The organism is Vibrio sp. R15-SG3-ISO1A (assembly GCF_059833955.1).
The window spans coordinates 87,606-109,048 of sequence record NZ_JCBDGH010000057.1 but is presented as its reverse complement, the minus strand read 5'-3'; the positions used below and the strand labels follow the sequence as shown (position 1 = coordinate 109,048).

At 48.7% G+C, this 21,443-nt stretch carries 22 protein-coding genes; 8 read left to right on the top strand and 14 right to left on the bottom strand.

What is annotated here, in order from left to right:
• Positions 1-10 precede the first annotated feature (10 nt).
• Both truC and AC6R0L_RS08520 read right to left on the bottom strand, forming a co-directional pair.
• Positions 11-745, bottom strand: coding sequence for a tRNA pseudouridine(65) synthase TruC (truC, locus tag AC6R0L_RS08525; RefSeq protein WP_500628856.1), 735 nt, complete (start codon positions 743-745; stop codon positions 11-13).
• Positions 736-1,056 carry a YqcC family protein gene (locus AC6R0L_RS08520; protein ID WP_500628855.1) on the bottom strand — a complete coding sequence of 107 codons (321 nt, stop codon included), beginning with the start codon at positions 1,054-1,056 and terminating at the stop codon, positions 736-738. Before AC6R0L_RS08520 ends, truC begins: the two co-directional genes overlap by 10 nt.
• A gap of 76 nt (positions 1,057-1,132) precedes the next feature.
• On the opposite strand from AC6R0L_RS08520, the gene AC6R0L_RS08515 reads away from it, so the two are divergent.
• From AC6R0L_RS08515 to AC6R0L_RS08505, 3 genes are all read left to right on the top strand, one after another.
• Positions 1,133-2,176, top strand: a complete 1,044-nt coding sequence (locus tag AC6R0L_RS08515; RefSeq protein WP_500628854.1) for a DUF3549 family protein — start codon at positions 1,133-1,135, stop codon at positions 2,174-2,176.
• A 12-nt stretch (positions 2,177-2,188) separates the two neighbouring features.
• Complete coding sequence (locus AC6R0L_RS08510) at positions 2,189-2,488, top strand: DUF3301 domain-containing protein (RefSeq protein ID WP_500628853.1); 300 nt, start codon at positions 2,189-2,191, stop codon at positions 2,486-2,488.
• A 731-nt stretch (positions 2,489-3,219) separates the two neighbouring features.
• Complete coding sequence (locus AC6R0L_RS08505; RefSeq protein WP_487903182.1) at positions 3,220-3,501, top strand: hypothetical protein; 282 nt, start codon at positions 3,220-3,222, stop codon at positions 3,499-3,501.
• An 82-nt stretch (positions 3,502-3,583) separates the two neighbouring features.
• Here the strand turns inward: AC6R0L_RS08505 and sucD are convergent, their stop codons facing one another.
• The 8 genes from sucD to sdhC all read right to left on the bottom strand — a co-directional run bounded on the left by sucD (position 3,584) and on the right by sdhC (position 13,210).
• Positions 3,584-4,456, bottom strand: coding sequence for a succinate--CoA ligase subunit alpha (gene sucD, locus AC6R0L_RS08500; protein ID WP_334555206.1), 873 nt, complete (start codon positions 4,454-4,456; stop codon positions 3,584-3,586).
• Complete coding sequence (gene sucC, locus AC6R0L_RS08495) at positions 4,456-5,622, bottom strand: ADP-forming succinate--CoA ligase subunit beta (protein WP_334555205.1); 1,167 nt, start codon at positions 5,620-5,622, stop codon at positions 4,456-4,458. Before sucC ends, sucD begins: the two co-directional genes overlap by 1 nt.
• 206 nt (positions 5,623-5,828) lie before the next feature.
• Positions 5,829-7,037 (bottom strand): 2-oxoglutarate dehydrogenase complex dihydrolipoyllysine-residue succinyltransferase, encoded by a 1,209-nt coding sequence (gene odhB, locus AC6R0L_RS08490; protein WP_334555204.1) that lies wholly within the window; start codon positions 7,035-7,037, stop codon positions 5,829-5,831.
• 28 nt (positions 7,038-7,065) lie between these two features.
• Positions 7,066-9,891: a 2-oxoglutarate dehydrogenase E1 component gene (sucA, locus tag AC6R0L_RS08485; protein ID WP_487903181.1), complete on the bottom strand. Its 2,826-nt coding sequence runs from the start codon at positions 9,889-9,891 to the stop codon at positions 7,066-7,068.
• 96 nt (positions 9,892-9,987) lie between these two features.
• Positions 9,988-10,698: a succinate dehydrogenase iron-sulfur subunit gene (locus AC6R0L_RS08480; RefSeq protein ID WP_500628852.1), complete on the bottom strand. Its 711-nt coding sequence runs from the start codon at positions 10,696-10,698 to the stop codon at positions 9,988-9,990.
• Between the two features lie 14 nt (positions 10,699-10,712).
• On the bottom strand, positions 10,713-12,479 hold the full coding sequence (gene sdhA, locus AC6R0L_RS08475; RefSeq protein ID WP_334555201.1) for a succinate dehydrogenase flavoprotein subunit: 1,767 nt from the start codon (positions 12,477-12,479) through the stop codon (positions 10,713-10,715).
• Positions 12,480-12,824, bottom strand: a complete 345-nt coding sequence (gene sdhD, locus AC6R0L_RS08470; protein ID WP_334555200.1) for a succinate dehydrogenase, hydrophobic membrane anchor protein — start codon at positions 12,822-12,824, stop codon at positions 12,480-12,482.
• Complete coding sequence (gene sdhC, locus AC6R0L_RS08465; RefSeq protein WP_334555199.1) at positions 12,818-13,210, bottom strand: succinate dehydrogenase cytochrome b556 subunit; 393 nt, start codon at positions 13,208-13,210, stop codon at positions 12,818-12,820. Before sdhC ends, sdhD begins: the two co-directional genes overlap by 7 nt.
• A 394-nt stretch (positions 13,211-13,604) precedes the next feature.
• Here sdhC and AC6R0L_RS08460 point away from each other — a divergent pair, with 394 nt between their 5' ends.
• Positions 13,605-14,894 carry a citrate synthase gene (locus AC6R0L_RS08460; RefSeq protein ID WP_487903180.1) on the top strand — a complete coding sequence of 430 codons (1,290 nt, stop codon included), beginning with the start codon at positions 13,605-13,607 and terminating at the stop codon, positions 14,892-14,894.
• A 72-nt stretch (positions 14,895-14,966) separates the two neighbouring features.
• Here the strand turns inward: AC6R0L_RS08460 and AC6R0L_RS08455 are convergent, their stop codons facing one another.
• Positions 14,967-15,725 carry a Nif3-like dinuclear metal center hexameric protein gene (locus AC6R0L_RS08455; protein WP_487903179.1) on the bottom strand — a complete coding sequence of 253 codons (759 nt, stop codon included), beginning with the start codon at positions 15,723-15,725 and terminating at the stop codon, positions 14,967-14,969.
• An 85-nt stretch (positions 15,726-15,810) separates the two neighbouring features.
• Between AC6R0L_RS08455 and AC6R0L_RS08450 the strand changes: the two genes are divergently transcribed.
• The gene (locus AC6R0L_RS08450) at positions 15,811-16,560 is read left to right on the top strand and encodes a DUF1853 family protein (RefSeq protein WP_500628851.1); all 750 of its coding nucleotides are present in this window, start codon (positions 15,811-15,813) and stop codon (positions 16,558-16,560) included.
• A gap of 167 nt (positions 16,561-16,727) precedes the next feature.
• Here AC6R0L_RS08450 and pgm read toward each other — a convergent pair whose 3' ends face one another.
• Positions 16,728-18,374: a phosphoglucomutase (alpha-D-glucose-1,6-bisphosphate-dependent) gene (gene pgm, locus AC6R0L_RS08445; RefSeq protein ID WP_487903177.1), complete on the bottom strand. Its 1,647-nt coding sequence runs from the start codon at positions 18,372-18,374 to the stop codon at positions 16,728-16,730.
• A 110-nt stretch (positions 18,375-18,484) separates the two neighbouring features.
• A complete protein-coding gene (gene seqA / locus AC6R0L_RS08440; protein ID WP_334555194.1) occupies positions 18,485-19,024 on the bottom strand; it encodes a replication initiation negative regulator SeqA in 540 nt (179 codons plus the stop codon).
• Between the two features lie 105 nt (positions 19,025-19,129).
• Here seqA and AC6R0L_RS08435 point away from each other — a divergent pair, with 105 nt between their 5' ends.
• From AC6R0L_RS08435 to fldA, 3 genes are all read left to right on the top strand, one after another.
• Positions 19,130-19,894, top strand: coding sequence for an alpha/beta fold hydrolase (locus tag AC6R0L_RS08435; RefSeq protein ID WP_500628850.1), 765 nt, complete (start codon positions 19,130-19,132; stop codon positions 19,892-19,894).
• Between the two features lie 92 nt (positions 19,895-19,986).
• Positions 19,987-20,208 (top strand): DUF2788 domain-containing protein, encoded by a 222-nt coding sequence (locus AC6R0L_RS08430; protein WP_053440537.1) that lies wholly within the window; start codon positions 19,987-19,989, stop codon positions 20,206-20,208.
• Positions 20,209-20,270: 62 nt separating this feature from the next.
• Positions 20,271-20,804, top strand: a complete 534-nt coding sequence (gene fldA, locus AC6R0L_RS08425) for a flavodoxin FldA (RefSeq protein WP_334555192.1) — start codon at positions 20,271-20,273, stop codon at positions 20,802-20,804.
• A 59-nt stretch (positions 20,805-20,863) separates the two neighbouring features.
• On the opposite strand, the gene AC6R0L_RS08420 is transcribed toward fldA, so the two are convergent.
• A complete protein-coding gene (locus AC6R0L_RS08420; protein ID WP_334555191.1) occupies positions 20,864-21,367 on the bottom strand; it encodes a DUF4442 domain-containing protein in 504 nt (167 codons plus the stop codon).
• Positions 21,368-21,443 lie beyond the last annotated feature (76 nt).

Here is a 21,443-nt window from a genome sequence, read left to right as displayed (position 1 = left end):
TGTGTTCTCATCAATCCGTTAAACGTTCGAGCGGCCAAGACATCGACGCCATGATCCTCAGCCAACACTCATCGACTGGCGCAACGATGGTGATGGGCTCTTGGGTATAAGGATGAACAAAACTCAACCGCGAGGCATGCAGCATCAACCTGTGTGCATCAAAGACGTCACGAAATAATCGATTATGCTTACCATCACCATGTGTAGTATCACCGACGATAGGGTGCCTCAGGTGGGCCATATGGCGTCTAAGCTGGTGCTTGCGACCGGTAAGAGGCTTTAACTCCATTAACGCGTAGCGAGACGTAGGGAACGGTCCTGTGGAATAAGGCACCTCCGCTGTTGCCAGTGGACGATAATCGGTAATGGCCTCTTGCGCTTCCTTTTCTTGGCTCGCGAACTTGTCGGCGATTTTATCCAACTCTAACTTAAGCGCGTAGTCGAGGCGAGCCGCCTCATGAATCCAACCGCGCACAACGGCATGGTACGTTTTCTCCATTTGATGTTCAGCGAACATCGGCATCGCCTCTGCTGCCACTTCACTGGACAACGCAAACATCAGCACGCCCGATGTGGGTCTATCTAAGCGATGAAGAGGAAATACATGCTGACCAATTTGATCGCGAAGCGTCTGCATCACAAATTGCGTTTCGTGCTTGTCTAGCCAACTGCGGTGCACCAACATACCCGCAGGCTTATTGACCGCGACAAAATACGCATCTTGGTAAAGAATCTCTAGCGGCATTGACACACCTCATCCACCTGTCTTATCAGTTCAAGCAACGGCTGATAGTCGCTGTTTGACTGCCAACACTGCTCAAAATAGGGCGCGATAGCAAAACCGCTCGGAAGAGGCTCACCGTTCTCGATCATCGCGGTCATTTTGTCGACAAAGATCCATTGAAGCCAAGCTTCAGGAGCAAGCTTATCCATCGCAAAGGGCTGTGCGCTCACAAGTTGTGGCTCATCAGGTCGAGTATGTTGCCAAAGTTGTAATGCTTGCAGTTGCGCTTGAATAGACGCAAACAAGGTGAGCAATTGTTGTTGCTGTGTCATAAACCTAAACGTGAAACCTTGAAATTAATGATAAGAGTACCATTTATAGAGGAAAGAAAGTTAGGACAATTCATCGATGGATACCATTCACTCACTCACTGACCTGCTGAAAAACAGCCATTGCGACTACCGTGTCTTCGATTTAGGCCGTCGCATCAGCGTCATTGATGCTCAGACATTTTCTGATGTGGAACAAGGACAGAAACCCTACCCTTACCCACTTCAACGTAAAGCACACCTCGCGATCGCCTATTGGAATGAACACAAGCAACCTTGGATTTGGTTTTTAAAATTCGAGTTGGATGAGCGTGGCTTGTTTCAACAAGCGGACATTGGCCAATTTATTAAATACGTCATCGAGGCGATGGGCTCACGCTTAAATCAAGAGATGAGTGAGGAGCAGCAACAGAAGCTATCCAACAACCCCTATACGTTCAAACCCAGCGATGACAAGATGGCGGTTTTCCATAGTCAAATTCGCGCCGAACTCGACCTTCCTTGTAGTCAGTACTATGAACACGCGCAACACTATTTCTCAGGTGGATTAGGCTTTGAACAGTGGCAGACTGTCGGACTTCAAGGGATCAGTGATATGTGCGCACGTCTAGGACGTGACCAAAATGGCGTGCATATACGTAAGTCCCTCACATCGCTGCCTAGCCAGCCCCTGTATGCTCTGCTTGGGGTGCTCGAACATACGTCCCCACTACCCAGCAAATTAGCCGAGCGACTCAGTGAAATGGCGCACAAGGAGATGGAGGCCAAAACGCCGGATCTGTTTTTGCTCTCCGCACTGACTCGCGCGTTATCGGGCAGTCACCATCAACTGAGTCACCGCTTGGTTGAAACCCTCTTAGCCTCGCCGCTGCTCAGTCATCAAGAAGTGCTCATCGCTATTGCTGGCCGCTGCTGGCACTGGCTGTCAGATCAAGACATCGCAGAGCAGTTCTTGCTGCGACTGGCGCAAACTGGTAATCAAACACTCTTTAATCAGCTGTTTGCCGATCTGGTGATGCTCCCTGAGCTGCGTATGGTCCTGCTGCCGTTGCTCCACACCAGCCCCTCCCCTGAGTTGGCTCAAGCGCTGCTGAACCTTCAGAAAGCGACCAAAGCCGAGTAGAAAAGAGGGCGTATGATTGACAACTTGCTGGCCATCCTAGCACTGAGCTTTGGCTGTTTTATTTTTTGGCAACATCGTCGTCAGGCCGAGATCGCCAAAGCAATCGCCATACGTAAGTGCGACCAATTAGGCTTACAGCTCTTAAGTGTGGCGCTAGATGGACACAAACTAAAAACGCCACAGGGTCAGTGGCGTTGGCATACGATTTACCTATTTGAATTTTCGTCGCTTGGTGACGACTGTTATCAAGGAACGATCACCATGCAAGGGTTTCACCTGCGTGATATCTGGTTAGAGCCACATCGCCTGTAGACGCACTAAGGATTAAACACGTAGGGCCGCTAGACTAACGTCCGTAGGCAAAAGCATCGATAGGAAAAAGCGTGGAATAAGAAAAGCCCCGATACTTACGTATCGGGGCTATAGTCTTACTCGCAGCAGTCCGGCTACAAAAGGTGCTCCATGCATCTTCCTTAATAGTGACTGTGATCCGTCAGTCTCTTCCTACTTCGCCATCCTAGCGGTGTCCTGTTTGTCCTTTGTGCTAACCTTCCCCGTTAGCGCTCATCACTTGTTCCTTGAGCGGTGTCCTTGGCATCTTCCTGATGCTGTCCTGCCTCATCCTAGAGGGGTCCATTTCGTTCCTTGATCGCTAATGTCCTATCAGCGAAACCGTGTCCGTACGGCTATCCTAGCATCCTGCGCGATTGTCCATCCTGGCCAATCTCTCTTCATCCTGAAGAGTGCAATCCGTGCTGTTTCCTGTTCCGTGTCAGCATCCTTCCGACAGGGATTAATTTACGTGATTGACGATTTTGGACAAGTCTGATGGTCATTTCTTTTATATTTACAACTCATAAACAACAAAAATAATCAAATACTATCAAACAGTTATATTTCACTATTGATATAAGAGCTAGCAAAATGACGAATTTTTCTCACACGCTTTGTGCGAGATCTCGCACACGCAATTACCAAATTTTCTATTCGTTTTCTTCATCGTCGCCGAGTATCATGTGATCGATTACACACAAGGAGTCACTATGCTTACTCAGGATGTGAGCCAAGAGCTCAAACAGGTATTAGAACAACTCAGCCAAGAAGGTAAAGAGCCGACGGTTGCCTTGGTCAAAGCTCGGCTTTCTACTCCCATTCCCATGCCAGCGCTGATCACAACAATTAAAAGCTGGAAAGCGTCACTGCGCGTACCAAAAGTTGAAGTCGCGGCAAAGCCGCCTCTTGAAGAAGATCGCGTTGCTCAACTTGAGCAGCAAGTACGCGAGCTCACCGCCCGATTAGCAGCCATTGAAGCGAAGCTAGGCTAATAATCCAACGAGCCCGACAAATAAAAAGGCTTGGCATTTCACTGCCAAGCCTTTGTTTGTATACGTGAGCGTAATGCTAAGATTACCAGCCCGTCACTTCGCGGAGACCTTTACCGATCTCAGCCAGTGATTTCACCGTCTTAACACCTGCCGCTTCAAGTGCAGCAAATTTATCTTCCGCTGTTCCTTTACCACCTGAAATGATCGCACCCGCGTGGCCCATACGTTTGCCAGGAGGCGCAGTGACACCCGCGATGTAAGAAACAACTGGCTTAGTGACATTTTCTTTGATGTACGCCGCCGCTTCTTCTTCCGCAGTACCGCCGATCTCACCGATCATTACAATCGCTTCCGTTTCAGGGTCTTCTTGGAACAATTTCAGGATATCAATGAAGTTTGAACCTGGAATTGGGTCGCCGCCGATACCCACACATGTTGACTGACCAAAGCCTTCGTCTGTCGTCTGCTTAACCGCTTCGTAAGTAAGCGTGCCAGAACGAGACACAATACCGACTTTACCCTTCTTATGAATGTGACCCGGCATGATACCGATCTTACATTCGTCAGGAGTAATAACGCCTGGACAGTTTGGACCAATCATGCGAACGCCGGTTTCTTCCAACTTCACTTTCACGTCGATCATGTCCGTGGTTGGGATGCCTTCGGTAATGGTAACGATAAGCTCAATACCCGCATCGATCGCTTCTAAGATCGCGTCTTTACAGAAAGGTGCTGGTACATAAATCACAGTGGCTGTTGCGCCTGTCGCCTCAACGGCTTCACGTACGGTATTGAATACCGGTAGGCCGAGGTGAGTTTGGCCACCTTTGCCCGGAGAAACGCCACCGACCATTTGCGTACCGTAAGCAATCGCTTGTTCAGAGTGGAAAGTGCCTTGACCGCCGGTGAAACCCTGACAAATTACCTTGGTGTCTTTGTTAATTAGTACAGACATTATTTGCCCTCCGCAGCAGCAACAACTTTCTGAGCTGCGTCGGTGAGCGACTCAGCTGCAATGATATCAACATCAGAATTCGCAAGCACTTCACGACCGAGATCGGCGTTTGTACCTTCTAAACGAACCACAACCGGTACGTTTACACCTACTTCTTTAACCGCACCGATGATGCCCTCTGCGATCATGTCACAGCGCACGATACCACCAAAGATGTTGACGAGTACGGCTTTAACATTGTCATCAGATAAGATGATCTTAAAGGCTTCAGCAACACGCTCTTTCGTCGCGCCGCCACCCACATCTAGGAAGTTTGCAGGCTTGCCACCATGTAGGTTAACGATATCCATCGTACCCATCGCTAGGCCAGCACCATTGACCATACAGCCAACGTTACCATCAAGTGCAACATAGTTTAGCTCCCACTGAGCAGCGTGTGCTTCACGCTCATCTTCTTGTGAAGGATCGTGCATTTCACGCAGTTTAGGCTGACGGTAAAGTGCGTTGGAGTCGATGTTAATCTTACCGTCCAAGCAAAGCAGGCTGCCTTCACCGGTAATCACCAACGGGTTGATCTCAAGCAGAGCAAGATCATATTGAGAGAACATAGTGCCAAGACCCATAAAGATCTTCACAAATTGTTTAATTTGGTCACCTTCAAGGCCGAGTTTGAAGGCAAGTTCACGGCCTTGATAAGCTTGAGGGCCAACCAATGGGTCAATCGCCGCTTTGTGGATCAGTTCTGGCGTTTCTTCTGCCACTTTCTCGATTTCCACACCGCCTTCGGTTGAGGCCATGAATACGATTTTACGACTTGCTCGGTCGACAACTGCGCCAAGGTAGAGTTCATTGGCGATGTTAGACGCTTCTTCAACCAAGATCTTAGTAACCGGCTGGCCATTCGCATCAGTTTGGTAAGTCACTAGGTTCTTACCTAGCCACTTTTGCGCAAACTCTTTTACGCCGTCTTTGGTTTCGTGCAGTTCTACACCGCCCGCTTTACCACGTCCACCCGCGTGAACCTGACATTTGACTACTTTCTTGGTTGTCGAAATTCGACCGGCTGCTTCGTACGCTTCTTGAGGCGTGCTGCACGCGTAACCTTTAGGTACAGGCAAACCGAATTCTGCAAACAGCTGTTTGGCTTGATATTCATGCAAATTCATTTTGATATTCCGTTTATGTTCCCTTAAGGGATTATTATTTCCATAACGTCGCAGCGAACTGCATTACGTCTGTAGGGTCTTCTCAAATCAACCGCATATCTCGTTACCGACACTGCGATTCAAATGAAGGCCAGACAGTTGAGCGAGTCTAGCCTTTGAAACTTTAGACGTCTAGCTATCTAAGACAGCTAGACGTTTCAGCGATATTAAACGTCTAATAACAGACGTGCTGGATCTTCCAATAGCTCTTTGATGGTCACTAGGAAGCCAACGGACTCACGGCCATCAATCAGACGGTGGTCGTATGAAAGCGCGAGATACATCATCGGCAAGATCTCGACTTTGCCATCCACCGCCATTGGACGATCTTGAATTTTATGCATACCCAAGATTGCTGACTGAGGTGGGTTGATGATTGGCGTTGACATCAATGACCCAAATACACCACCGTTAGTGATAGTAAAGTTACCGCCCATCAATTCGTCGACCGTCAATTTGCCATCACGACCTTTAATCGCAAGCTCTTTGATGCCTTTCTCGATATCTGCAAAGCCTAGGGTGTCACAGTCTTTCAATACTGGCGTCACTAGGCCACGTGGCGTCGATACCGCCATGCTGATGTCGAAGTAGTTGTGGTAAACGATATCGTCACCATCGATAGACGCGTTCACTTCTGGGAAACGCTTCAATGCTTCCGTCACCGCTTTGACGTAGAAAGACATAAAGCCAAGGCGAGTACCGTGGCGCTCTTCGAACTGATCTTTGTACTGTTTACGCAGGTCCATGATAGGTTTCATGTTCACTTCGTTAAACGTTGTCAGCATCGCGGTGTTGTTCTTCGCTTCCAGTAGACGGTTAGCCACTGTCTTACGAAGACGCGTCATAGGCACACGTTTTTGGCTACGTGCCGCTGCTGGGGCTTCAACGGCTGCAGGCGCTGCCGCTTGAGGTGCTGCTTTCGCGTTCGCAAGGTGTGCTTCAACATCTTCACGCGTGATGCGACCACCTACGCCCGTGCCTTTAACTTGGCTCGCTTCAAGGCCATGCTCACCGAGTAGGCGACGCACTGCTGGGCTAAGTGCATCATTGCTTTCTTCGCTCAATGACGCCTTGTGACGCTTGTCTGGTGACGCTTCTGACGCTTCTGTTGTGTCAGTCGTTGGCTCACCGGCGACCGCACCTGGCTTAAGTTTGGCAAGAAGCTGCTTCGAGAGCACGGTTGCGCCTTCGACTTCAATAATGGCTTCAAGTACACCCGCTTCTGGCGCTGGGACTTCTAGAACCACTTTGTCCGTTTCAATATCCACCAACACCTCGTCACGCTCTACAACGTCACCAGGTTGTTTGTGCCACGTCGCGACCGTAGCGTCAGCAACAGATTCAGGTAAATCTGGAACCAGAATTTCAATTGTCATATCGGTTTCTTCCTTTAACTTCTAGTTCTTAATCCGAAGTTTTTGTATTCACGTTTAGCGCGTCTTCAACGAGCGCCTTTTGCTGTTTCAAGTGTACTGACATATAGCCGACCGCAGGAGATGCTGACGCAGGACGGCCCGCGTATTTAAGATCTGCGCCTTTCGGAATAGCAGCACGGAAGTTGTGTTGACTGCAGTACCAAGCCCCTTGGTTTTGCGGCTCTTCCTGACACCAGACAAAATCTTCCACGTTGGTGTATTGTTCGATAGCGGCTTTCACCTCTTCCAGTGGGAATGGGTAAAGCTGTTCGATACGAACAATCGCGACGTCGTCTTGTTCATTGCTACGACGCTGCTCAAGCAGGTCAAAGTAGACCTTACCGGAACAGAACACGACACGTTTCACTTTGGCTGGCTCTAAGTTGTCGATTTCGCCAATTGCCGCTTGGAATGTGCCATCGGCCAATTCATCCATGGTAGACGTACACAAAGGATGACGCAGCAGCGACTTCGGAGACATCACAATCAGAGGACGACGCATCGGGCGAACCACTTGACGGCGAATCATGTGGTACACCTGAGCTGGCGTTGACGGCACAACCACTTGCATGTTTTGCTCTGCACATAGCTGTAGATAACGTTCTAAGCGTGCAGAAGAGTGCTCTGGTCCTTGACCTTCATAGCCGTGCGGCAACAACATCGTCAAACCACACAAACGGGCCCACTTCTGTTCACCAGACGAGATAAACTGGTCAATCACGACCTGCGCGCCGTTGGCAAAGTCACCAAACTGCGCTTCCCATAGCGTCAGGCCGCCCGGCTCAGCGGTCGCATAACCATATTCAAACGCAAGCACGGCTTCTTCAGACAGCACCGAGTCAAATACCTGGAACGGGCCTTGTTTGTCGTGGATGTTAGACAGTGGCACATACGTGCTGGCGTCCGCTTGGTTGTGCAGTACTGCATGACGGTGGAAGAAGGTGCCACGACCTGAATCCTGACCGGAGATACGAATACGCTTACCATCGTCAACCAAGGTGGCATAGGCTAAGGTTTCAGCCATACCCCAGTCGACCGCTTTCTCACCGCTTAACATAGCTTGACGATCGTTGTAGAGCTTATTCACTCGGCTCTGGAGCTTGTGGCTCTCTGGGTACTGACAAATACGTTTGCCTAGTTCAAGCAGACGCGCTTTATCAAAGGTATTGCTCCACGGCATATCCCACTCGTGTCCAAGGTATGGAGACCAGTCCACTGAGTGCAGAGCCATCGGGCGCCACTCTTTGACCACCACTTCACCACGATCAAGCGCATCACGGTATTCATTGACCAGTTGCGTGGCCACGTCGATACCGAAATCACCGCGCTCCATCAACACATCGGCGTAGAGCTTACGTGGTGTGGGGTGCTTCTTAATTTTTTGATACATCAGCGGCTGAGTCGCGTTCGGCTCGTCCGCTTCGTTGTGACCGTGACGACGGTAACAAACCAGGTCAATCACCACATCGCGTTTGAATTCGTTACGGTAGTCAAGGGCGATACGCGTCACAAACGCCACCGCTTCTGGATCGTCTGCGTTGACATGAAAGATCGGTGCTTGGACCATCTTAGCGATGTCCGTACAGTACATGGTTGAGCGCGTATCTCTTGGGTTAGACGTCGTAAAGCCGACTTGGTTGTTCACCACGATACGAACCGTACCACCCACTTGGAAGCCGCGTGCTTGAGACATGTTGAACGTCTCTGCCACAACACCTTGACCGGCAATCGCTGAGTCACCGTGAATGGTGATTGGCAAAACGGTACTGCCGTCTTTATCACCTAAACGGTCTTGACGTGCACGCACTGAGCCCATGACAACTGGGTTGACGATTTCAAGGTGAGACGGGTTAAAAGCAAGCGCGAGGTGGACATCACCACCTGGGGTAGCGAAGTCAGCAGAGAAACCTTGATGGTATTTCACATCACCCGTTCCCCATGTTTCGTCGTGTTTGCCCGCGAATTCATCAAACAAATCTTGTGGCTTTTTACCGAGCACGTTGACCAACATGTTCAAACGGCCACGGTGCGCCATACCAATCACGACTTCACGCATACCACTTGAGCCTGCGTGACGAATCAGCTCTTTGGTCATAGGGATTAGGGCATCCCCACCTTCGAGTGAGAAACGCTTCGCGCCAGGGAACTTCGCGCCAAGGTAACGCTCTAGGCCTTCCGCTGCGGTAAGCTCGTCAAGGAATGTTCGCTTCTCGTCTTGGCTGAACGTCGGCTGGCCGACGACCGACTCGAGACGTTGTTGAATCCAACGCTTTTGCTCGGTGTCGGTCATGTGCATGTATTCAGCACCCACTGAACCACAGTAGATTTTTTTCAGCGAAGAGTAGATGTCTTTCAACGGCATGGTCTCTTGACCAATAGCAAATGAACCTACGTTGAAGGATTCTTCTAGATCGTCTTCTGTGAGAGAGTGGAAAGCAGGATCAAGCTCAGCCACAGGTGGGCGTTGCCATAATCCTAGGGGGTCTAATTGAGCCGCTTCGTGTCCACGAAAGCGGTAAGCATTAATTAACTGAAGTACTTTTACTTGTTTAGCGTCGACATCTGGATCACTAACTTGGACATTGTAATGCTTTGTTTCTTGAGCGAGTCGTCGGAAGTAGTCACGGACACGCGAATGTGGCTGTTCAACCACTTCGTTGTCAGGCTTAGGCAAGCCATCGAACACGCGTTTCCACTCCTCACTTACCAGATCGGGATCACTTAGATACAGTTCGTAGAGGTCCTCTACATACGTTGCATTGGCGCCAGCCAAGTGTGAAGACTCGAGCCATGCCTTCATCACGCCGTTGTGCATATTTTCCCTTAACCAGTAGTTTTCACGTTTGCTTCGGTCTGCGCCGAGCTAATAAGAGCCGGTCACGACATTATGACCGGCAATTTTTATTGTCCATTAAACCGAGCGGTTCACGAGCATGGTCTTAATGTGACCAATCGCTTTCGTCGGATTTAACCCTTTCGGACAAACACTTACACAGTTCATGATGCCGTGGCAACGGAAAACGCTAAATGCGTCATCAAGATTTGATAAGCGTTCATCTGTCGCCGTATCACGGCTGTCAATCAGCCAACGGTAAGCGGCAAGTAGGCCCGCAGGGCCTATAAATTTGTCAGGATTCCACCAGAAAGACGGACAGGATGTCGTACAACATGCGCACATAATACATTCGTACAATCCATCCAAATGAGCACGTTCATCAGGAGATTGTAGGTTCTCTCTTGATGGGGGAAGTGCGCCGTCGTCAATCAAGAATGGCTTAACTTTCGAATAGTTATCATAGAACTGTGTCATGTCAACGATTAGATCACGCACGACAGGCAATCCCGGCAGTGGACGGATGACAATCTTGTCACCTTGCAATGCCGACAGCGGTGTAATACAGGCTAATCCGTTTTTACCATTCATGTTCAGACCGTCAGATCCACAGACACCTTCACGGCATGAACGGCGAAATGCAATCGTAGGATCTTGCTCTTTCAGCAGAATCAGAGCATCCAACACCATCATGTCAGAGCCTTCGTCGACCTCTAGAGTGTAGTCCTTCATATAAGGTTTGCTGTCTACATCTGGGTTGTAGCGGTACAAAGAGAAGTTTAGTTTCATGATTCAATCCTCCCTTAGTATGTACGTACTTTCGGCGGGAATGCTTCACGATGAACTGGTGTCATGTTGACATCACGCTTGGTCATCGCTTCGGTTTCCGGGTTATAAATTGAGTGACATAGCCAGTTGTTATCATCACGCTCAGGGAAGTCAAAACGGGCATGCGCTCCACGACTTTCCGTACGGTAGTTCGCTGCAACGGCAGTAGAGAACGCCGTTTCCATGAGGTTGTCTAGCTCTAAACATTCGATACGCTGGGTGTTGAACTCAGAAGATTTGTCCGCAAGGTGTGCGTCTTTTAAACGCTCACGAATGACTTTAAGCTCTTCGAGACCCGTTGCCATCGCGTCGCCTTCACGGAAGACAGAGAAGCTGTTTTGCATACACGTTTGCAAATCTTTGCGGATCTGAACTGGGTCTTCACCACCTTTACTGTTCTCCCAACGCATAGTGCGCGCCAGTGACGCTTCGATGTCAGACTCTGTCGCTGGGCGTGCTTCTGCTTGAGCCGCCAAAGTCTCGCCAAGGTGTAGACCCGTCGCTCGACCAAAGACCACCAAATCAAGCAGCGAGTTACCCCCGAGACGGTTAGCACCGTGCACAGATACAGAGGCAATTTCACCACAAGCAAACAGACCTTGAACTTCAACATCGCTGCCATCTGCCAGCTGTTTGATCGCTTGACCGGACACTTGAGTTGGTACGCCACCCATCATGTAATGACAGGTCGGGATAACAGGGATAGGCTCTTTAACCGGATCGACGTGAGCAAAGGTTCTAGAAAGCTCACAAATGCCTGGTAGACGCGATTCAAGCACATCTTTACCCAAGTGATCCAACTTGAGTTTGATGTGTGGACCCCATGGACCGTCACAACCGCGACCTTCACGAATCTCAATCATCATTGAGCGCGCGACCACGTCACGACCTGCCAAGTCTTTCGCATTCGGCGCATAGCGCTCCATAAAGCGCTCGCCATCTTTATTAAGAAGATAACCACCTTCACCGCGACAACCTTCTGTAACCAGAACACCCGCGCCGGCAATACCAGTTGGGTGGAACTGCCACATTTCCATGTCTTGCATTGGCACACCAGCACGAAGCGCCATACCCACACCATCACCTGTGTTGATGTGTGCGTTAGTCGTTGAGGCATAAATACGCCCCGCACCACCTGTCGCAAGTACCGTAGCTTTGGATTTGAAGTAACAGATTTCACCCGTTTCCATGCAAATAGCGGTACACCCCATGATGGCGCCGTCTTGGTTTTTTACCAAATCAAGTGCGTACCACTCAGAGAAAATGGTGGTTTTGTGTTTGACGTTTTGCTGATACAGGGTGTGCAATAACGCGTGGCCCGTACGGTCAGCGGCAGCAGCAGTACGAGCGGCTTGTTCGCCACCAAACTCTTTCGACTGACCGCCGAAAGGACGTTGGTAAATGCTGCCATTATCGAAACGAGAGAATGGCAGACCCATTTTCTCTAGTTCGATGACAGACTCTGGTCCGTTTTTACACATGTACTCAATGGCGTTTTGGTCGCCAATATAGTCCGACCCTTTAACGGTGTCGTACATGTGCCATTGCCAATCGTCTTTATGCGAGTTACCGAGCGCAACGGTAATACCGCCTTGCGCTGATACAGTATGAGAACGAGTTGGGAAGACTTTGGACAGCAAAGCACACGTCAGGCCTTGCTCTGAAATTTGCAGTGCAGCACGCATACCTGCACCACCAGCGCCGATTACTACGGCATCAAATTCACGAACTGGAATAGACACTTACGCACCCCACAATACAAATAGACCAGAGAAGAAATAACCCAATAGAATCGCGATCACACCCAACTGAAGCGCACCACGTAACTTGGCGCATTTGATGTAATCGGTCAGCACCTGCCACAAACCAATCCAACCGTGGATTAGGACAGACACGAGGGCGAGCATGGTGAATACTTTCGTAAACGTACCACCAAAGAACTGAGTCCAGGATATGTAAGAGATATCGGTGAAGGCACAAAAGCTCACCAGATAAATCGTATAGAGTGTCATGATGATGGCCGTAGCACGAATGAGTAAGAAATCGTGCACACCGTTACGACCAAAGGATGAGATGTGTTTTACCATACCATTACCCCCGCAAGTAGAGACAACACGGCTGTTGCTGCGAATGCAACCTTAGCGCTCATCGCGCCAGATTCCAGCTCTTCGAAATGACCCAGATCCATCAACAGGTGACGAATACCACCTGCAATGTGATAGGCCAATGCCGTCAGAATGCCCCATAAAATGAACTTCACGAAGAAGCCATCGACGATGTCAGCAGCTTGCGCGTAACCGACAGGGGATGATAAGGAAATGTTTAATAACCAAAGTAAAATCCCGACCGCGACAAACGTAATCACACCAGAGACCCGGTGTAAAATCGATGCGATTGCTGTGATCGGAAAGCGAATGGTCTGCAAATCTAAATTAACAGGTCTTGACTTTCTTTCTTTCACGGGCTTGCTCACTCAGCTCCATTGAGCATTTATTGTTATGGATGAAATTTGGTTGCAAACCCACAAAAGCTAACATTTATTTAACACCCAACAGGTAATATACCCCAACTGAATTGTAAAATAATTGTTAACAACAAGATTCGAAACGTCACCTCACATTTGTTTCAAGCCTTGAATTTATTAGGTTTACACCAAAATTTACAGCGTCACTATACGGCTCGCAACATTCTAATACAATTGATGTAACAATTTTTGCTACACAGAACAGATTTTTAACCTTACAGCTTCAAAAAATCAAAACAAGTGCACACATCAGAGTAGAAGAATTGACTTTAATACGGAAGACACGTACAAAAATGTCACACAAACATCCTGGATGGATTAATAATAAACAAAGGAGATTGTTATGGCAGATAAGAAAGCGACCCTTCATGTCGAAGGTCAAGCGCCGATCGAGCTGCCAATTATGGAAGGTGCCCTAGGTACTCCTGTAATTGACGTTCGTAAACTTGGAGCAAATGGATTCTTTACTTTTGACCCGGGTTTTCTTGCCACTGCATCTTGTGAATCTCAAATCACCTACATCGACGGCGGCAAAGGTATTCTTTTGCACCGCGGTTACCCCATTGATCAGTTAGCTAACAACGCTGATTATTTAGAAGTGTGTTACATACTTCTTTATGGTGAAGCCCCAACACGTGAACAATATGAGCAATTCAAAAAGACAGTAACCCGTCATACGATGGTTCATGAGCAAATCGCTAGCTTCTTCCACGGCTTTAGACGTGATGCTCACCCAATGGCCGTCATGTGTGGTGTAGTCGGCGCTCTTGCCGCCTTCTACCACGACTCACTCGACATCAACAACGACGTACATCGCGAAATCACAGCGTATCGTCTACTTTCGAAAATGCCAACATTGGCGGCCATGTGTTACAAATACTCGATTGGCCAGCCATTCATTTATCCACGCAACGATCTCAGCTACGCAGAGAACTTCCTACACATGATGTTTGCAAACCCTTGCGAAGAGTACGAAGTGAACCCTGTTGTCGCGCGTGCTATGGATAAGATCTTTACTCTGCACGCTGACCACGAACAAAACGCGTCAACCTCGACAGTACGTCTTGCTGGTTCTTCTGGCGCGAACCCGTTTGCTTGTATCGCGGCAGGCATCGCCTCATTGTGGGGCCCTGCACATGGCGGCGCGAATGAAGCGTGTTTGAAGATGCTCGAAGAGATCGGCAGCGTCGACAACATCCCAGAATACATTGAACGCGCGAAAGACAAAGATGACCCATTCCGCCTGATGGGCTTTGGTCACCGTGTGTACAAAAACTACGACCCACGTGCAACCGTGATGCGTGAAACTTGTCACGACGTACTTAAAGAACTCAACATTCAAGACCCATTGCTTGATGTCGCGATGGAGCTAGAACGTATTGCGCTATCCGATGAGTACTTCGTTTCGAAGAAACTGTACCCGAACGTCGATTTCTACTCAGGCATCATTCTTAAAGCGATTGGCATTCCTGTCTCGATGTTTACCGTTATCTTTGCGCTTTCTCGTACTATTGGTTGGATCGCACACTGGAACGAAATGCACAGCGACCCACTCAACCGTATCGGCCGACCACGTCAGCTCTACACTGGTGAAGTGCAACGCGACTTTCAGCCTATTCATGAACGTGAATAGCCTGTCATAAGAAACACAAAGGGTTGAGATCGTCTCAACCCTTTTTTGTTTTTTTTGAGTATTCGCGTCCAGTTATACTGGATTATCGATGTCGATAAATTCAACCTCTAAGCCGTGTTGCGCGGCTAACCACTCCCCTAGAGCTTTCACCCCATATCGCTCAGTCGCATGGTGACCCGCGCTAAAATAGTGAATACCCCGCTCTCGCGCTGTGTACGTCGTTCGCTCTGAAATCTCACCAGAAATAAACGCATCCAGACCTTGGTTGGCAGCCAGCTCAATGAAATCCTGACCACCTCCGGTACACCAGCCAATGGTTTCAATCACACTGTCGCCGCTTTCAGGCAGAATATGCAGTGGCGGGCGATTGAGTGCTGCATCAATCTTGTGTGCTAACTCAGCGCCTGTCATAGGACGCCTTAAACGACCAAACATGGCGACGGATTGAGGGTGCCCTTCCAGTCCACCTTCTACATCGATATCCAGTAACTTGGCAAGCTCAGCGTTGTTACCAAGCTCCGGATGAATATCAAGAGGTAAGTGGTAACCGTACAAATTGATGTCATTTTTGATCAAGGTTCGAATGCGCTTTCCTTTCATCCCTCGAATGGGTTCTGGCTCACCTTTCCAAAAATAACCATGATGGACGAGTAGCGCCTGCGCGCCTCGCTCGACCGCTTGCTCAATCAAGGCTTGCGATGCGGTGACGCCCGTCACGACCTTAGTGATCTCAGCTGCGCCTTCCACTTGTAAGCCATTCGGTGCGTAGTCTTTAATTTGCTCTGGCGATAACTTTTGATTGAGGATTGCTTCGAGTTGTAAGTGATTCATGACCACATTCCACATTATCGGTTGTTTGCTTAGCGGCCAGTGTATGTCAAGCTAGTCCGCAGTGACAACCAAGCCCTAAAGAAAGATGACACGATTCACCCGATTCTATCAATGGCTGACCGCAACGCCGCCCTTGTTTGAGCTTACCCCGCCGTTTTGCTCACTCACGACCCTCTATCCTGGCCCTTTGGACTCGCAGCCCTATACTGGCAACGCACGTTTGGGGTTCGTCTATCAATATTTGGTGACTCAAGCCTTAAACAACAGCAAGCGCTATGACGTCGTGTTGGATGAGTTACAAATTCAAAGCCCAGAGGGAAGAACCTTGGGCGCGATTGATTTGATAGTTTATGACCACCAAGCCTCTCAACATCAACACTGGGAGCTGGCCATTAAGTTTTACTTACTCCACAACGGTCGATGGTATGGGCCCAATGCACACGATCAACTGGATAAAAAACTCGACAGAATGCTCAATCACCAACTATTGATGAGCCAAACGGCGGCATTTGTGGAGCAATACCCACAGTATCAAACACTGGAGAGTAAGTTGTTACTTCAGGGCCGCCTCTACATCAATCCATTTCAACCAGAAACCATTCCTAGCCACTGCCTAGGTTATGCGCTTAACCCAAGTCAAATCAGTGGCTACTGGTGCTATGCAAGCCAATGGGAACAGATCAATAAGCCACTGTTCGCTTTGGATAAGCATCAATGGGCGGTGGGCAACGGCGAGGAGGGAGAGGTAGTGACGCTCGACTCAGAACGATTTGTCCATGCACAAACGCAAGACGGAGAGTTTTGGTTTATTGTTCCTGATACTTGGCCAAACTGACGTCAAAAACAGAGTGACTATGACGCTCACAACCTGATAGCAAGTCGCTAAGTGAAAGATAACATTGGATATCATGTGGCAGGTAATAAAGCAGCACAAATAAAAAAGGCTACCCGAAAGTAGCCTAGTTTGGAGTCTCTCTGTGACTTAAACCGAGAGCGTCGCTATCATAGCCCTGCGTCAGCAAACACTTGATTCACGATTTGCTGCGCTTCCGCTTCAATCTGCTTAAGATGCTCAGCCCCTTTGAAACTCTCACAATAAATCTTGTAGATGTCTTCCGTACCGGATGGACGAGCCGCGAACCAACCGTTATCGGTCGTGACTTTGAGACCGCCAATGGCCGCACCATTACCTGGCGCATGGGTCAAGCGAGCAGTGATAGGATCGCCCGCCAAGGTTTGCGCACTGACCATTTCCGCAGATAGCTTTTTCAACACGTCTTTCTGTGGCCCATTTGCGACCGCTTGAATTCGGTTGTATTGAGACTCGCCATGCTTTGCCGCCAACTCTTCGTAGTACTGCTGTGGATTCTTGCCGGTGACGGCAGTGATCTCAGCGGCAAGCAAACACAAGATGATGCCATCTTTATCTGTTGACCAAGGTGTCCCATCTTTACGTAAGAATGACGCCCCAGCACTCTCTTCACCGCCAAAGCCAAACTTACCTTCATACAGGCCATCCACAAACCATTTGAAACCGACAGGTACTTCACACAGCTCACGTCCTAAATCCGCCACAACACGGTCAATCAAGGCACTTGAGACCAAGGTCTTGCCCACGGCGACATCTTGTCCCCATCCTTCACGATGACGGTATAGGTAATCAATGCAGACAGCCAGGAAGTGGTTAGGATTCATAAGTCCTTTTGGCGTCACAATGCCGTGACGATCGTAGTCTGGGTCGTTGCCAAACGCGAGATCATATTGATCTTTCAGTGCGAGCAGCCCCGCCATAGCGTACGGCGATGAGCAGTCCATACGAACCACACCGTCTTTGTCTAACGACATAAACTGGAACGAGGGATCTATCGCTTCGCTAACTAAAGTGAGGTTAAGGTTGTAAGTGGATGCGATTTGACGCCAGTAATCAATACCACTGCCACCGAGTGGATCAACGCCGAGGGTCAAATTGGCTTTTTGAATCGCTTCCATGTCAATCACATTGACTAGGTCGTCCACATACGGTTTCACCAAGTCGACTTCAGAAAACAGTTCAGAGGTTTTCGCTTCTGCCAACGGCATGCGCTTCACGCCTTGTAAACCCTCTGCGATCAGCACGTTCGCGCGATCCTGAATGGCTTTGGTTAGGGCATCTTCTGCTGGGCCGCCATGCGTCGGGTTGTACTTAATTCCGCCATCTTGTGGTGGGTTGTGAGAAGGCGTGATCACAATACCGTCCGCTTTTTGCTCATGCTGGAGGTTGTAACTCAATATCGCATGAGAGACACCAGGCGTCGGCGTGTAGCCGTTGTCTTGCTGCGCAATCACCTTGATGCCATTGGCAACAAGCACTTCAACCACCGTTGAGAACGCTGGCTCTGACAACGCGTGTGTGTCCTTACCGACAAACAATGGCCCGGTGGTGCCTTTCTCGGCACGCACTTCTGCGATGGCTTGGGCAATCGCCAAAATATGATGCTCGTTAAACGTAGATTTGTCTGCACTACCACGATGGCCTGACGTACCGAACTCCACTTTATGATCTGGGTTGCTCGCTTCAGGTTGAAGTAAAAAGTAGTTTGCCACTAAGGCAGGGATATTATGCAGATCTTGCTGCTGAGCCTTTTGTCCCGCTCTCGGGTGCATAGCCATGTCGACATCCTTTCTTAAATTGGGAAGAAAACAAAAAACCTCATAATACTTGAAGTTATTCGTGCATTATGAGGTTTAAATCCGATTTCTTTGACGGTGATTACAAGTTTCTAAATCGAGTTAATCACTTTCTCAATCAGATCGGCGGGGAAATTCATGCGAGCCATCAATTGCTCAACCATTTGGCGTTTACGGCTCGTGTTGTTGTTGGTGATCACCCAAAATGGCGTGCCAGGAATCGCCTTAGGCTTGGTCGTATTGCCACTTTCCAACAAGGTCGCTTCATTGTCAGCGAAATAGACACGTTTACGACCTTTCACTTGTGTTGCTTCTGAAAAACCAGTTGGGTCGATTCGATGAAGAGTAGAGAGTACTAGCATAAAGCGGTCAATCGCTTTCTTCAGCCCTGCAAACTCATCGGAAATCAGCAGTGAGCGCATCGCTTTGACGCTATCCACACGCTCTTCAAACACAGCGTCTTTACTGACAACCACGCCTTTCTTTGCTGTGGGCGTTGTTGCGAGCGACTCCGTTTGCTGGCGGTCAGCGTTTAGTAAACGACGGAGAATATCAGAAGCACTCTCCCCAATATGCTGGGTCTGACTTGCGATGTAACGGTATAGATCCTCATCAACCTCAATTGTTTTCATTCGCTTTTCACAATCTCTATGTTTAAACTCTGGGGGATTATAGCGAGATCTTCGCGCAGACTCTACGTTAAACCCACACGAATAAACAAAAAACGAAGTTTTAAAATGTCACCATTGCTCAACTACAAACTTGAAGGACAAGGACCCACCGTTGTTCTGCTTCATGGCTTATTTGGTAACTTGGACAATCTCGGTTTACTGGCGCGCGATCTGCGTGAAGACCACCAAGTGCTAAGTGTTGATCTTAGAAATCATGGCCAATCTTTTCACAGCGACGAACACAATTACGATGTGTTGGCCAGTGATGTCCTGCGTTTGCTCGATCATTTGAGCATTGAAACTGCAGTCGTCGTGGGGCACTCGATGGGCGGTAAAGTCGCCATGGCGCTGGCCGAATTGGCCCCAACTCGAGTACATAAGCTGATCGTGCTCGACATGGCGCCTGTGCAATATACCCAAGCAAGACATGATAATGTCTTTAAAGGATTAGAAGCCGTACTCGCAGATCGGCCACAATCTCGTCAGCAAGCCCTATCCCTTCTCGCACAGCACATTGACATCGATGGCGTCAGGCAGTTTCTGAGCAAGTCGCTGTATAAAGAAGGCGATCATCTCGCGTGGCGCTTCAACGTAACGAGCCTTAAAAACAATTACTGGGATATTTTAGGCTGGCAATCCTTATCCCCTGTAGATGTGCCGACCCTCTTTCTCAAAGGAGGCGATTCGGATTACCTTACCGCCGAGCATCAACCAGCGGTTCAGGCGCAATTTCGCCACGCTAAAGCACACGTCATTGCCAATACAGGCCATTGGTTGCACGCAGAAAAGCCCGCGGAAGTATTACGCGCTATTCGCAAGTTTATTGGCTAGCCATCGAATACGCGTTCAATCTCTCCTGACCGTTAACTTTACGAGTTAACAATGGTATAGTGCAGCGCAAGTAATTTGGCATAAGGGATTCCATGCTTTACGACTATATGAACATGCTTGAGTCGATAGGTCTCGACTTGCTTTTTGCGTCTATCTTTTTTCTCATCGGTATGGCGATAAAAGATGTACTCAAAGCGGGAAATGTCCCACCATTTGGTCGTCGAATTGTATGGTTAGTCCTATTCCTAGGCTGCGCTGGCTTTATTGCCAAAGGCATCATTCAGCTTAGCTGGGAAGGTGGTGGTCTGGGGTAACAGGCCAAACGCGGTTCGCCATTTGGCCCGCCACAACACGTAAAAGTAAAGGTAACGAATCTATGGCAAGTGTAGGTATCTTCTTTGGTAGCGACACAGGTAACACTGAAGCTGTTGCGAAGATGATTCAAAAGCAACTGGGTAAACAACTGGTTCACGTTCAAGATATTGCCAAAAGCAGTAAAGAAGACATTGATAACTTCGATCTTCTGCTTTTGGGTATTCCTACTTGGTACTACGGTGAAGCACAATGTGATTGGGATGACTTTTTCCCAGAGCTAGAGCAAATCGATTTCTCGACCAAGTTAGTTGCGTTATTTGGTTGTGGCGATCAAGAAGATTACGCAGAGTACTTCTGCGACGCCATGGGCACAGTACGTGATATCGTTGAAGCAAAAGGCGGTACGATTCTCGGTTACACCTCAACCGATGGTTACGAGTTTGAAGCATCAAAAGCCCTAGTTGAAGGTGACGATAGCCAATTTGTCGGTTTGTGTATCGACGAAGATCGCCAACCAGAATTGACTGAAGAGCGCGTTAACAACTGGTGTAAGCAAATCCATGAAGAGATGTGCTTAGCTGAGTTGGAAGACTAAGCTGACCTTTTAAAAAAACCTCCATCTTTGGATGGTTTTTTTGTATTTAATCCAATATGTCATGCCGATTGAGGCGCCTGTTCCTCATCCCTAAACTTCGGTTTTTTACGTACATACAACTTACGTTGTACTTCCGATACCACCATACCGTTGCTGTCTTTTACATGCGTAATGAACTCTGGAAAGCACTTGTCGCCCCCTGCGGTTTGAGTCAGGATGTCATCAAGCATCTGCTGAGAGATCAAGAAATCGGCGTGTAAATCACTTTGTCCCGGCTTGATGAAGTTGATGCTCGCCTCTTTGTCCCACACGTAATATTGCTTGCCCAAAATCCCCATCAGCATTAACGAATAGACGGGATCAGTCAGGGAAAAAATGCTGCCCCCATATTGGGTACGATTGGCGTTTTTGTTCCACCAGCGTAACTTGAGCTTCATCTTCACCTCACGAAAGTCTTCACTGATCGACACAATACGAATCCCAGCCCCCCAAAACGGTGGCCAAATATTAAGGGCAAACTTCACAACACTGGGTTTATAGATCTTTTCAAGTAGCGTAGACATCCGTGAAATCCTAAACTGATTACATTGCCAAAACGTTAACAAATTGTAACTCATTAGACCAGTACTATAAGTGACC